Raw genomic sequence first — 12,381 nt, 5'->3', positions numbered from 1 at the left:
CCATCCGCCACCCGGTGAGGTACGAGCCCTCGGCCGGCCGGCCCGGCGGTTCGAGGACTCCGTTGCCGAGACCGCCGCCGCGGGCCACGGAAACCACCCCGGCCGGCCCGTGGCTGACATCGCCCCGACCGGCACCGACCGCGGGTACACCGGCCAGTCGGTGCCAGGAGCCAGGACTCGCGGTCCGGCAGGGGCGCCGTCAGGCCGCGCGTTGTTCGGCGAGGTCCAGCCAGTGCTCCACGTCCGCCGCGGCGAAGTGCCTGATGGCCCAGTCGACCATGCGAAGGCTCATGTGAGCCCATGCGGGCCGCAGGATGTCCTCGGGGAGCGAGTCGAGGACGGCGTCGAGACGCCGTGTCACCCTCGGGTCGGCCTCCCCGGCGTGGATACCGAAGCGCAGGGTGACCAGGTCGAATCGCCGGTCGCCTCGAGCGGCACCGTCCCAGTCGATGACGCCGGTGATCGAGCCGTCGGCCGCCAGGATGTTGCCGGGGTGGAAGTCCATGTGCACGGCGTCATGCCCGGCCATTCGGGCGGGGTGGTCCGCGCCGACAGCAGCGATCCAGCGTTCGAGCGCGGCACTGCGGCGGTTGTGCAGGCGCAGCGGATCGTGCAGGCAGTAGCCGGGTCCGTCCTCACGCAGGTGGAACTCGACCGTTGGGATCTCGGGGCGGTCGGCAAGGCGATCGGCCTGCAACTGGTTGAGTTCGAGGGCCTGGTCCAGGGTGCGGTGGTCGAGGCGGTCGAGCGCCCTGCCCGGCAGCAGCTCTTGAACCACGGCCACCGCATGGCCGACCTGGGCGACCAGTTCGGTGGCCGGCGCCGGACAGCCGGCCAGCCGGAGCGCTTCGGTGACGGCGAGCGGCCCTGCCTCCATGTCCGCCGCCCGGCTCCGCGGTCGCCACTTGAGGACGGAGCGGTGGGCGTCGGGCCAGCGCACAAAAGCCGCACCGACCTGTCCGCCTGGGCAGGGGCCTTCCAGGATCAGGCGGACACCGGTCCGGGCATGAAGGGCGTCGACCGTCCGGGCGGCATCGAGCCGCTCAGCACGCGTCCAGCTCTGCGAGGGAGAAGTCACCGGGCCGATTATCGTTGCCCGCCTCGTCGGTCCGACGGAACTGACCGTGGGGAGCCGTGGTCCGCCCTGAGCGGCCGTGAGGCTGCGCGGCGAGATCTGAGACGGGCACAGGTGTGGGCCCTCGCCGTCGGTTCAGCCGACGGCGTCGTGCAGCAGATCCCTCAGTGCCAGTGCCGCCGGCAGCGGGGCTGCGGGCAGCGCCACATGGACGGTCCGGCGCAGGGCGGGGTCGGTGAGGCGGCACAGGACGAGTGCGTCGGGGACCGCCCGCGCGGCCAGCGAGGGGACCAGGGCCACCCCCAGTCCGGCCGCCGCGTAGCCGAACTTCCCGGTCCATTCCGCGATCCGGATGATCTTCCTGGGGGTGAAGCCCGCCCGTGCGCAGGCATCGGCGAGCATCGTGGGACGGTCGCCGTACGCGCTGTGAAGCCATGCCTCGTCCCGCAGTTCACACAGGTCGACCGTGGGGGCTCCGGCCAGGCGGTGCGCACGCGGGAGCGCCACGAACAGTTCGTCCTCGCACAGCATGGTCGTCGTGACACCGGCGGCCGACGGCAGACCGGACGGATAGTCGCTGACGACAGCAAGGTCCAACGCCCCGTCCTCCAGACGCTCCATCAGCGTGTCGGTCCAGCCCTCGACCGCGATGACCTCGACATCCGGCTTGGCGTGCTGGAGCGCCCGCAGGGCGGTGGGCACGAGCGAGATGTTGGCGGTGGCGAAGGCTCCCATGTGCAGCAGTCCGCCGTTCCCCGCGTTCAGCACGGCCAGCTCCCGGGCCGCCCGGGACAGCCGGTCGAGCACCTCCACGGCGTGCCGGTGCAGTGCACGGCCGCGGGGATTGAGCCGTACGCCCCGAGGAAGCCGTTCGAACAGCGGTCCGCCCGCCTGCTGTTCCAGCGCGGCGATCCGTCGGGATACCGCGGACTGGGTGTAATTGAGCCGGACCGCCGCCTGGGTGAACGATCCGGCCTTTGCCACGGCCACGAGCAGCCGAAGTGCGTCTACCTCGAACACGCCTCTCCCCCTTCACGATCCTCCGGGCATCGCCCGTCTTCCCACAACCCATTCTCCTGGTGCATGGGTCCCATGCAATCCAGTCGCTGGTGGTATGCCTTGGCCCGCCCTAACGTCGTTCGCACAGCGAGGCTTCGCAGGGGGAACGGCCCTCCGCACCGCTGCCCAGGACGTCCGAGGGGGACATGTGTTGTCACGACGGTCAGCACGAACGGGAATTGGCGCGGGGCGGGACCGATGACCCGGGGGGCCGCTGTCCTGCTGCCGGCGATGCTGGCCGACCTGGCGGAACTCGTGCGCTGCGAGTCCTTCTCGGCCGACCACGCGGCGGTGGCGCGAAGCGCCGAGGTAGTGGGCGCGCTCGGGAGGAGACTGCTGGGGGCCGGGCCGGAGACGATCGTGATCGACGGTGTGACCCATCTGCGGTGGACGTTCGGCACCCCGCGGGTCTTGCTGATAGGACACCACGACACGGTGTGGCCCATGGGCTCGATCGAGAGCCACCCCTGGTCGGTGGCCGACGGGATCGCCCGCGGCCCCGGGGTCCTGGACATGAAGGCGGGCCTGGTGCAGATGTTCCATGCCCTGGCCTCGCTTCCGTCCCCGGACGGGGTGGGCATACTGATCAACGGGGACGAGGAGGTCGGCTCGACGACCTCCCGGCAACTGATCGAGGAATCCGTGCGAGGATGCGCGGCCGCCTTCGTTCTGGAACCGTCCGCGGACGGCGAGGGTGCGCTCAAGACCGCCCGCAAGGGCACTTCGCGGTACGAGGTCGTCGTACACGGCAGGGCGGCACACGCGGGTCTGGAACCGCAGAAGGGGATCAACGCCGCGGTCGAGGCCGCTCACCAGGTACTGTCCATCGCCGGTCTCGGGGCCGCGATGGGTGCCGTCGACGGATCCGGCTGCGTCCTGGGCTCCGCCAGCGTCACGCCCACCCTCCTGTCGGCCGGCAGTGCGCGCAACACGGTTCCCGCGCTGGCGCGGGTCTCGGTGGACGTACGCGTGCCGACGCAGGCGGCACAGGAGCGGATCGACACCCTCATACGGGGGCTCACGCCGCGGACGCCCGGCGCCCGGCTGGAGGTGCTGGGCGGCAGCCAACGACCGCCCATGGAACCGGGCTCCTCCGCCGGACTCTTCACCCTCGCCTCCCGGCTCGCCGCGGAACTGGGCGAGGAACCGCTGCGAGGGATCGCCGTCGGCGGCGCCTCGGACGGCAACTACACCGCGGCTGCGGGCTGTCCGACGCTGGACGGTCTGGGCGCCGTGGGCAGTGGCGCTCACGCGAACACCGAGTACGTCGAGGTCGTGCGGATGATCCCCCGCACCCGCCTGCTCGCTCAACTCATCACGCGGACGCGGCGCCGGCCCGACCGTGACCGGCGGGACTCAATGTGAACTCTGTCCAGAGGGGACGATTCATCATGCGACAGGGCGTGGACGGGTTCGGCCTCGGCGAGAGGTTCGGCAGCTATCCCATAGCGGGAGTGGGAGGTGGCCTTGCGCAGATGGCACGACGGGTCGGCGTGGCGCTGTACGTCAGTCTGATCATCTGCTTGGCAACCATCAGGCCCCCGGCTGCGTTCGCCAAGGGCGCCGTCATGACAGCGGTGGTGCTCGTCCTGTTCGGCCTCATGCTGGCATGGCGTCGTATGTCCGTCAGATTCGGACTCAGGCGATGCTACGTCTACGAGGACGGCCTGGTCGTCACCAATCTGTTCGGCGGCGTGCAGGACGCGGTGGCGTGGAGCGAGGTGACCGCGCTGAACCGGTACATCGGCGCGTCGGTCTTCATGACCCTCCACCGGTTCGAGATCGCACGGCACGGCCTCAGGCCTCTGGTGATCCTGGCGCTGGGCCTGAAGCCCCCCATGGTGGACGCTCTGCTGAGCCGGCTGGCCAAGAACGGCATTCGCTGAGAACGGCACGTGACGACCGAGTGGATACCGCGGCGGACCCGTCAACGAGCAGGAGACAGTGGAAATGCGAGCCGGCACGGGCTCCGATCAGGTCTGCGCCATGTCCACGAAGCGCGAGTAGTGCCCCTGGAAGGCGACAGTGATCGTCGCCGTCGGACCGTTACGGTGCTTGGCCACGATCAGGTCCGCCTCGCCCGCCCGGGGTGACTCCTTCTCGTAGGCGTCCTCACGGTGCAGCAGGATCACCATGTCGGCGTCCTGCTCGATGGAACCGGACTCTCGGAGGTCGGAGACCATCGGCTTCTTGTCCGTCCGCTGCTCGGGACCACGGTTCAGCTGGGAGAGCGCGATGACCGGCAGTTGCAGTTCCTTGGCCAGCAGCTTGAGGTTTCGGGACATGTCCGAGACCTCCTGCTGACGGCTCTCGGCACGCTTCGAGCCACCGGACTGCATCAGCTGCAGATAGTCGATGACCACCAGCTTGAGATCGTTGCGCTGCTTCAGACGACGGCACTTCGCCCGGATCTCCATCATGGAGAGGTTCGGGGAGTCGTCGATGTAGAGCGGGGCGGCGGAGACATCCGGCATCCGTCGCGCCAGCCGCGTCCAGTCCTCGTCGGTCATGGTGCCGGAGCGCATGTGGTGGAGCGCCACCCGCGCCTCGGCGGACAGCAGGCGCATCGCGATCTCGTTCCGCCCCATTTCCAGGGAGAAGATCACGCTGGGCAGGTTGCTCTTGATCGAACAGGCCCGCGCGAAGTCCAGGGCGAGCGTGGACTTACCCATGGCGGGACGGGCCGCGATGACGACCATCTGGCCCGGGTGGAGGCCGTTGGTCAGGGCGTCGAGGTCGGTGAAGCCGGTCGGCACACCGGTCATCTCGCCGCTGCGGGAACCGATCGCCTCGATCTCGTCGAGCGCGCCCTCCATGATGTCGCCGAGCGGCAGGTAGTCCTCACTGGTCCGCTGCTCGGTGACGGCGTAGATCTCGGCCTGTGCGGAGTTGACGATGTCGTCGACATCGCCGTCGGCCGCGTATCCCATCTGCGTGATCTTCGTGCCTGCCTCGACGAGACGCCGGAGCACCGCACGCTCATGAACGATCTCCGCGTAGTACGAAGCGTTGGCCGCGGTCGGCACCGACTGGACCAGGGTGTGCAGATACGGGGCTCCGCCCACCTTGGTGATCTCGCCACGCTTGACGAGTTCCGCCGCCACCGTGATCGGGTCGGCCGGCTCGCCCTTGGCGTAGAGGTCGAGGATCGCCTGAAAGACGGTCTCGTGGGCGGGGCGGTAGAAATCGTGGCCCTTGATGATCTCCACGACGTCGGCGATGGCGTCCTTCGACAGGAGCATGCCACCGAGGACGGACTGTTCCGCATCAAGGTCCTGGGGCGGCACCCGCTCGAATCCCGGGGAGCCGCCCTCCCAGCCGTTGCTCTCCCGGCCGCGGTCGTGCTGCTCGCCGCGGTCCCGGCTCTCGCCCCGGCGCTGGCGGGAAACAGGCAGCCGGTCACTGGGACCGGTGTCGGCCCAGGGGTCGTCCAACGGCTCGGGAATACTCATCCGGCCACCTCCTCCCGTCCGCTCCGCGGACCTAGCCGTGCCACTCTTTCTTACGGCACGGCACCGACAAACAAGACGCCCGACTCCGGTTGCGGTGTGTCGGGTTCTGCCGGGTTTCCAGGGCCGAAACGGGGTGGGGGCGCCGCACCACGGTAGGCCTCCCGGCACCGTCAGCCAATCTGGTTATCCACAGGGCATGTGGACGACGGACCAGATGCTGTGGAGAACCACGCAGAACCTGTGCACGGACCGGGGGACAGCACTGTGGACAAACTCATAGCGACCTCACCATCACCCTTCTGACCTGCACGTTCCCCATCCACTGGCTGTGGGGGAGAAAAAGTTTCCGAGTCGGTGCAAGATCACGGCAACCCACACCCAGGAGAACACCGAACCGCAACAAATGTAAGGATCAATAAGGGATTGCATCTGTTACCTGTGGAAGATTAGATTGGCCCTCATGACCCAGGCACCGGCGAGCCCGCCACCCAGTCGCCGTCGGCACGACCGCGAGATCATCGCACTCGCGGTTCCCGCCTTCGGCGCACTCGTGGCCGAGCCTCTTTTCGTCATGGTCGACAGCGCCATCGTCGGCCATCTCGGGACCCCGCAACTGGCCGGCCTGGCCGTTGCCGCGGCCCTCCTGACGACCGCCGTGAGCATCTTCGTCTTTCTGGCCTACGCCACCACGGCAGCGGTCGCCCGACGGGTCGGCGCCGGCGACCTGACCTCTGCGATCCGTCAGGGCATGGACGGTATCTGGCTGGCCATACTGCTCGGCCTCGCGGTCATCGCCCTGACTCTCCCCCTGGCCCCCTGGCTCGTCGAGGTCTTCGGCGCCTCCCACACCGCGGCCCCCTACGCCACCACCTATCTACGGATCTCCAGCCTCGGCATCCCCGCCATGCTCGTCGTGATGGCCGCGACCGGCGTGCTCCGGGGCCTGCAGAACACCCGCACCCCGCTCTATGTCGCCATCGGCGGCTTCGCCGCCAACGGGGCCCTCAACGCGGGCCTCGTCTACGGCGCCGGGCTCGGCATCGCCGGATCGGCCTGGGGCACGGTGATCGCCCAGGTCGCGATGGCGGTCGCCTATCTCGTCGTGGTGGTCCGCGGCGCCCGGCGACACGGCGCCTCACTGCGCCCCGATGCCGCGGGCATCAGGGCCAGCGCCCAGGCAGGTGTGCCCCTCCTGGTCCGCACACTGTCGCTCCGTGCCGTCCTGCTGATCGCCACCGCCGTCGCGGCCCGGCTGGGCGACACCGACCTGGCCGCGCACCAGATCATTCTCTCGCTCTGGAGCCTGATGGCCTTCGCGCTGGACGCCATCGCCATCGCCGGGCAGGCCATCATCGGCCGGTACCTGGGGGCCGATGACGCCAAGGGGGCGCGTGAGGCCTGTCGCCGCATGGTGCAGTGGGGCGTCGCCTCCGGTGTGCTGTTCGGAGTGCTGATCGTTCTCGCCCGCCCCCTGTTCGTACCGTTGTTCACCAGCGACCAGTCCGTCCAGGACACCCTCTTCCCGGCCCTGCTGGTGGTGGCCCTGACCCAGCCGATCTCCGGGGTCGTCTTCGTTCTGGACGGTGTACTGATGGGCGCCGGGGACGGTCCGTACCTGGCCTGGGCCATGCTCGTCACCCTGGCCGTCTTCGCCCCGGTGGCCCTGCTCGTCCCCTACCTCGGGGGCGGGCTGACAGTGCTGTGGTGCGCGATGGCCCTGATGATGGCCGTTCGCATGGCGACGCTCTGGTTCCGTACCCGCTCGGGCAAGTGGCTGGTCACCGGAGCCGCTCGCTGAGCCGCCGGTTCTCTGCCTGTTTCACGTGAAACAGGCAGAGAACCGGCACGCACCCGAAGCCGGAAACGGCGAAGGGCCGCACCCCAAGAGGTGCGGCCCTTCACTGTTCTGCTGAGATGCGGCCTGGTCAGGCAGCAACAACCTCGACGCCGAGCTTCGCAGCGACCTCGGGGTGCAGACGGACGGACACCTGGTGTCCGCCCAGCGTCTTGATCGGCGAGCCGAGCTCGACGCGACGCTTATCGACGTCCGGACCACCGGCAGCCTTGATCGCCGAGGCGATGTCGGCCGGGGTGACGGAGCCGAAGAGACGACCGGCGTCGCCGGAGCGAACAGCCAGACGGACCTTCACGGCCTCGAGCTTGGACTTGATCTCGTTGGCCTGCTCGATCGTGGCGATCTCGTGGATCTTGCGGGCGCGGCGGATCTGCGCCACGTCCTTCTCGCCACCCTTGGTCCAGCGAATGGCGAAGCCACGCGGAACCAGGTAGTTACGGGCGTACCCGTCCTTGACGTCAACGACGTCGCCAGCAGCACCGAGGCCGGAGACCTCGTGGGTGAGGATGATCTTCATGATTCGGTCACCCTTCCCTTATCGCGCGGTGGACGTGTAGGGCAGCAGCGCCATCTCACGGCTGTTCTTGACAGCCGTGGCGACGTCACGCTGATGCTGCGTGCAGTTGCCGGTGACGCGGCGGGCACGGATCTTGCCACGGTCGGAAATGAACTTCCGCAGCATGTTCGTGTCCTTGTAGTCCACGTACTGGGTCTTGTCCTTGCAGAACGCGCAGACCTTCTTCTTAGGCTTGCGCACAGGCGGCTTCGCCATGGTGTTTCTCCTGTGTGATCAAGAAGTGGGGGTACGAGCTGCCCTTAGAAGGGCGGCTCGTCCGAGTAGCCGCCGCCAGAGGCACCAGAGCCACCGGAACCGCCGGAGCTTCCGCCCCAGCCGCCTCCGCCGCTCTGCTGGCCCCCGCCCTGCTGGCCGCCGGCCGGCGCGCTCGTGGCCCACGGGTCGTCGGCGGGAGCACCGCCACCGCCCTGCTGGCCACCAGCACCGGGACCGCCGCCCCAGTTACCGCCACCCTGCTGACCGCCGCCGTATCCACCCTGGCCCTGGCCGCCCTGGCCACCACGACCGGTGGTCTTGGTGACCTTGGCGGTGGCGTTCTTGAGACTGGGGCCGACTTCCTCGACGTCCAGCTCGTAGACCGTGCGCTTGACGCCCTCGCGGTCTTCGTACGACCGCTGCTTCAGCCGGCCCTGCACGACAACGCGCATGCCTCGCGTGAGCGACTCGGCGACGTTCTCCGCCGCCTGACGCCAGACCGAGCAGGTGAGGAACAGGCCTTCGCCGTCCTTCCACTCATTGGTCTGCCGGTCGAAGATGCGGGGAGTGGACGCGACGCGGAACTTCGCGACCGCCGCACCGGACGGGGTGAAGCGCAGCTCGGGGTCGTCGACGAGATTGCCGACGACCGTGATGACGGTCTCGCCTGCCATGGGTGAACCTCTCGGCGGGGATTGCTTCTGGCTGCTTGCTGCTACTCGAACCCGATGACCACTGAGCTAGAAGCTCAGTGGATCTCGGGACGGAGGACCTTGGTCCGGAGGACCGACTCGTTCAGGTTCATCTGGCGGTCGAGCTCCTTGACGACCGCAGGCTCGGCCTGCAGGTCGATGACCGAGTAGATGCCCTCGGGCTTCTTCTTGATCTCGTAAGCGAGACGACGACGGCCCCAGGTGTCGACCTTCTCAACCTTTCCTTCGCCCTCACGGACGACGGAGAGGAAGTTCTCGATCAGCGGGGAGACTGCTCGCTCCTCGAGATCGGGGTCGAGGATGACCATCACCTCGTAGTGACGCATGTGGAACCCACCTCCTTTGGACTCAGCGGCCACGGTCGTTCCGTGGCAGGAGGGTCGTGATGCGTAAGCAACAGTGTCTCCGAGTAAAACAGCCACCACTGACAACGCCCTCCTTCGAGAAGGGGCTGATCCGGGGTGGCCCCGGGCAGACACCGGTGCAGACCGTACAGCGTACCTGCACAGAGGCTTCCGGTTGAAATCCGGTGGTCAGGAGACGCAATCTGTACACATCGGGTGTGAGCGGCGCCACGACGCGCCGCCTTTCGGCCAGGAGGTACTCCATGGCACGCACAGCACGATCCCATCCCCCCGTTTCCCTCTTCGCCACGGACGGCAGGGCCCATCCGCTCCAGGACGCCCTGGTGCTGGTGACGCTCGCTCTCGGCGTCCTCGCCTTCGTGACGGCCATGTTCGACAGCCTGCATCTGATCAGCTCGTGGGCCGGGCTCGTCGGGATTCTCACAGGTGCGTACGGGCAGTACATCTCCGTGACGACGCGGGAGAGGTTCCCGCTGATCCTCGGCATCGGAGCCTCCGCCATCGGGTTCTTCCTCGGCATGGCCCACGGCGGCCTCTTCGGCGGCGTGGTGGGCTGAGCAGGCCGGAACCAGCGGTCCCGGCACGGGCTCGGGACGGCGTCGCAGCCCGCCGCCGTCCCCTGCCCCACCCGCCGGAACCGTCCGGGTACGACAGGGCCAGACCGCGCGCTTCCCGGTCACAGTAGGCTTCGGCGCGAGAGCCGGAGCCCCTGACCGATGGGGACACACCTGCCGAGGAGCGCCCCGCATGAGCCTGACCCTGAGGACCATCAGCCGTGAGCAGCATCTGGCGTACATCCAGAGTCTGCCCGCGGCGAGTCACATGCAGGTCCCGGCATGGGCGGATGTGAAGGCCGAGTGGCGCGCGGAGAGCCTGGGCTGGTTCGACAAGGGCGGCGAGCTCGTCGGCGCCGGGCTGGTGCTCTACCGGCAGCTGCCCAAGATCAAGCGATACCTCGCTTATCTGCCCGAGGGGCCGGTCATCAACTGGTACGCCCCCAATCTGGCCGACTGGCTGCAGCCGATGCTGACGCATCTCAAGCAGCAGGGGGCCTTCTCGGTGAAGATGGGCCCGCCGGTCGTCATCCGCCGCTGGGACGCCCACGCGATCAAGGCCGGTATCCAGGACCCCGACGTGAAGCGCCTGCGCGACGTCGAGGCCACCCATATCGAACCCCGCGCCTTCGAAGTCGCGGACCGGCTGCGGAAGATGGGGTGGCAGCAGGGCGAGGACGGCGGCGCCGGCTTCGGTGACGTACAGCCCCGCTACATCTTCCAGGTGCCGCTGGCGAACCGCTCGCTCGAAGACGTCCACAAGGGCTTCAACCAGCTGTGGCGACGCAACATCAAGAAGGCCGAGAAGGCCGGTGTCGAGGTCGTCCAGGGCAGCTACGCCGAGCTCGCCGAGTGGCAGCGGCTGTACGAGATCACGGCCGAGCGCGACCACTTCCGACCGCGCCCGCTCGGCTACTTCCAGCGCATGTGGACGGCCCTCAACAACGAGGACCCCAACCGGATGCGGCTCTACTTCGCCCGCCACGAGGGCGAGAACGTCGCGGCCGCGACCATGCTGATCGTCGGCGGTCACGTCTGGTACTCCTACGGCGCCTCGGCCAACCACAAGCGCGAGGTCAGGCCCTCGAACGCGATGCAGTGGCGGATGCTCCGTGACTCGTACGCCATGGGCGCCACCGTCTACGACCTGCGCGGCATCTCCGACTCCCTGGACGAGACGGACCACCTCTTCGGTCTGATCCAGTTCAAGGTGGGTACTGGCGGTCAGGCGGCGGAGTACCTCGGTGAGTGGGACTTCCCGCTCAACAAGCTGCTGCACAAGGCGCTCGACATCTACATGTCCCGCCGCTGATCCGTGACAGAAGGATCCGTGGCAGAAGGATCCTCGGCACAAGGATCCCCGGCACAAGGATCCTCGGCACAAGGCTGACGAAACCGGCTTCATTCGTTTCAATGGGTTCTTCAAGAAGCCCCTCATACCTCTGACACACCGCAGCCACCAGAAAGGTTCCGGACCGGCCATGGCGCTCTCCCTGTACGTCGACACCGCGCGCTGGCGGGCGCACCAGAAATCCGTGCTCGATCAGTTCCCCGGCCTCGTACCGGTCTGCAAGGGCAACGGGTACGGCTTCGGCCACGAACGGCTGGCCGACGAGGCGATCCGCTTCGGTTCCGACACGCTCGCGGTCGGCACCACCTACGAGGCCGCCCGGATCAAGGACTGGTTCAGCGGCGATCTGCTGGTGCTCACGCCGTTCCGGCGGGGTGAGGAGCCGGTGCCGCTGCCCGACCGGGTCATCCGTTCCGTGTCGTCCGTGGACGGGGTGCACGCCCTGGTGGGCGCCCGGGTCGTCATCGAGTGCATGAGCTCGATGAGGCGGCACGGCGTCAAGGAGGACGAGCTCGGGCAGCTGCACGCGGCCATCGAGGACGTACGGCTCGAGGGCTTCGCCCTGCACCTGCCGCTGGACCGTACCGACGGCTCGGACGCCGTCGAGGAGGTCATCGCCTGGATGGACCGTCTGCGGGCGGCCCGGCTGCCGCTGCACACGATGTTCGTCAGCCACCTCCGGGCCGAGGAGCTGGGCCGGCTTCAGCAGCAGTTCCCGCAGACCCGCTTCCGCGCCCGCATCGGGACCCGGCTCTGGCTCGGCGATCACGAGGCGACGGAGTACCGGGGTGCCGTGCTCGACGTCACGCGCGTCGTCAAGGGCGACCGGTTCGGCTACCGGCAGCAGAAGGCCGCCTCCGACGGCTGGCTGGTGGTCGTCGCGGGCGGTACGTCGCACGGGGTGGGCCTGGAGGCCCCGAAGGCGCTGCACGGCGTGATGCCGCGCGCCAAGGGGGTCGCCCGTGCGGGCCTGGCCACCGTCAACCGGAATCTGTCGCCGTTCGTCTGGGCCGGCAAGCAGCGCTGGTTCGCCGAGCCGCCGCACATGCAGGTGTCGATCCTGTTCGTGCCCTCGGACGCGGAGGAGCCGAGGGTCGGCGACGAGCTGGTGGCCCATCTGCGCCACACCACCACGCAGTTCGACCGCCTCGTCGACCGCTGAGGCGCTGCGGGCCGCCGCTGTGC

General features: G+C 68.6%; 13 protein-coding genes. 6 read left to right on the top strand and 7 right to left on the bottom strand.

The features are described from left to right. Positions 1-199: 199 nt before the first annotated feature. Both ACIO3R_RS23170 and ACIO3R_RS23165 read right to left on the bottom strand, forming a co-directional pair. The gene (locus tag ACIO3R_RS23170) at positions 200-1,078 is read right to left on the bottom strand and encodes a phosphotransferase (RefSeq protein ID WP_402108280.1); all 879 of its coding nucleotides are present in this window, start codon (positions 1,076-1,078) and stop codon (positions 200-202) included. A gap of 132 nt (positions 1,079-1,210) precedes the next feature. Further along, a complete protein-coding gene (locus tag ACIO3R_RS23165; protein ID WP_385039423.1) occupies positions 1,211-2,095 on the bottom strand; it encodes a LysR family transcriptional regulator in 885 nt (294 codons plus the stop codon). 270 nt (positions 2,096-2,365) lie between these two features. Between ACIO3R_RS23165 and ACIO3R_RS23160 the strand changes: the two genes are divergently transcribed. After that, entirely contained in the window at positions 2,366-3,499 is a 1,134-nt protein-coding gene (locus ACIO3R_RS23160; RefSeq protein ID WP_402108421.1) for a M20 family metallopeptidase, read from the top strand. Positions 3,500-3,525: 26 nt separating this feature from the next. Next, positions 3,526-4,020: a hypothetical protein gene (locus tag ACIO3R_RS23155; protein ID WP_402108277.1), complete on the top strand. Its 495-nt coding sequence runs from the start codon at positions 3,526-3,528 to the stop codon at positions 4,018-4,020. Positions 4,021-4,107: 87 nt separating this feature from the next. Here ACIO3R_RS23155 and dnaB read toward each other — a convergent pair whose 3' ends face one another. Continuing rightward, on the bottom strand, positions 4,108-5,586 hold the full coding sequence (dnaB, locus tag ACIO3R_RS23150) for a replicative DNA helicase (protein WP_385039418.1): 1,479 nt from the start codon (positions 5,584-5,586) through the stop codon (positions 4,108-4,110). 460 nt (positions 5,587-6,046) lie between these two features. Between dnaB and ACIO3R_RS23145 the strand changes: the two genes are divergently transcribed. Continuing rightward, positions 6,047-7,384, top strand: coding sequence for an MATE family efflux transporter (locus tag ACIO3R_RS23145; RefSeq protein WP_402108274.1), 1,338 nt, complete (start codon positions 6,047-6,049; stop codon positions 7,382-7,384). A gap of 127 nt (positions 7,385-7,511) precedes the next feature. On the opposite strand, the gene rplI is transcribed toward ACIO3R_RS23145, so the two are convergent. The 4 genes from rplI to rpsF all read right to left on the bottom strand — a co-directional run bounded on the left by rplI (position 7,512) and on the right by rpsF (position 9,252). Further along, positions 7,512-7,958 carry a 50S ribosomal protein L9 gene (rplI, locus tag ACIO3R_RS23140; protein WP_073733221.1) on the bottom strand — a complete coding sequence of 149 codons (447 nt, stop codon included), beginning with the start codon at positions 7,956-7,958 and terminating at the stop codon, positions 7,512-7,514. Between the two features lie 18 nt (positions 7,959-7,976). Next, positions 7,977-8,213, bottom strand: coding sequence for a 30S ribosomal protein S18 (gene rpsR, locus ACIO3R_RS23135; RefSeq protein ID WP_003967857.1), 237 nt, complete (start codon positions 8,211-8,213; stop codon positions 7,977-7,979). 44 nt (positions 8,214-8,257) lie between these two features. After that, positions 8,258-8,887 (bottom strand): single-stranded DNA-binding protein, encoded by a 630-nt coding sequence (locus ACIO3R_RS23130; protein WP_385039411.1) that lies wholly within the window; start codon positions 8,885-8,887, stop codon positions 8,258-8,260. Between the two features lie 74 nt (positions 8,888-8,961). Continuing rightward, positions 8,962-9,252, bottom strand: coding sequence for a 30S ribosomal protein S6 (gene rpsF, locus ACIO3R_RS23125; RefSeq protein WP_018101872.1), 291 nt, complete (start codon positions 9,250-9,252; stop codon positions 8,962-8,964). 281 nt (positions 9,253-9,533) lie between these two features. Here rpsF and ACIO3R_RS23120 point away from each other — a divergent pair, with 281 nt between their 5' ends. The 3 genes from ACIO3R_RS23120 (at position 9,534) to ACIO3R_RS23110 (ending at position 12,358) form a co-directional block, all read left to right on the top strand. After that, complete coding sequence (locus ACIO3R_RS23120; protein WP_385348973.1) at positions 9,534-9,848, top strand: hypothetical protein; 315 nt, start codon at positions 9,534-9,536, stop codon at positions 9,846-9,848. A 190-nt stretch (positions 9,849-10,038) separates the two neighbouring features. Then, on the top strand, positions 10,039-11,157 hold the full coding sequence (locus tag ACIO3R_RS23115) for a lipid II:glycine glycyltransferase FemX (RefSeq protein ID WP_402108271.1): 1,119 nt from the start codon (positions 10,039-10,041) through the stop codon (positions 11,155-11,157). A 169-nt stretch (positions 11,158-11,326) separates the two neighbouring features. Further along, positions 11,327-12,358, top strand: coding sequence for an alanine racemase (locus tag ACIO3R_RS23110; RefSeq protein WP_363022857.1), 1,032 nt, complete (start codon positions 11,327-11,329; stop codon positions 12,356-12,358). Positions 12,359-12,381 lie beyond the last annotated feature (23 nt).

Source organism: Streptomyces sp. NPDC087428 (assembly GCF_044744085.1).
In the GTDB taxonomy this organism is placed as follows: domain Bacteria; phylum Actinomycetota; class Actinomycetes; order Streptomycetales; family Streptomycetaceae; genus Streptomyces.
Note: the sequence above shows the minus strand (reverse complement) of the source record. Positions and strands in the feature narration are given on the sequence as shown.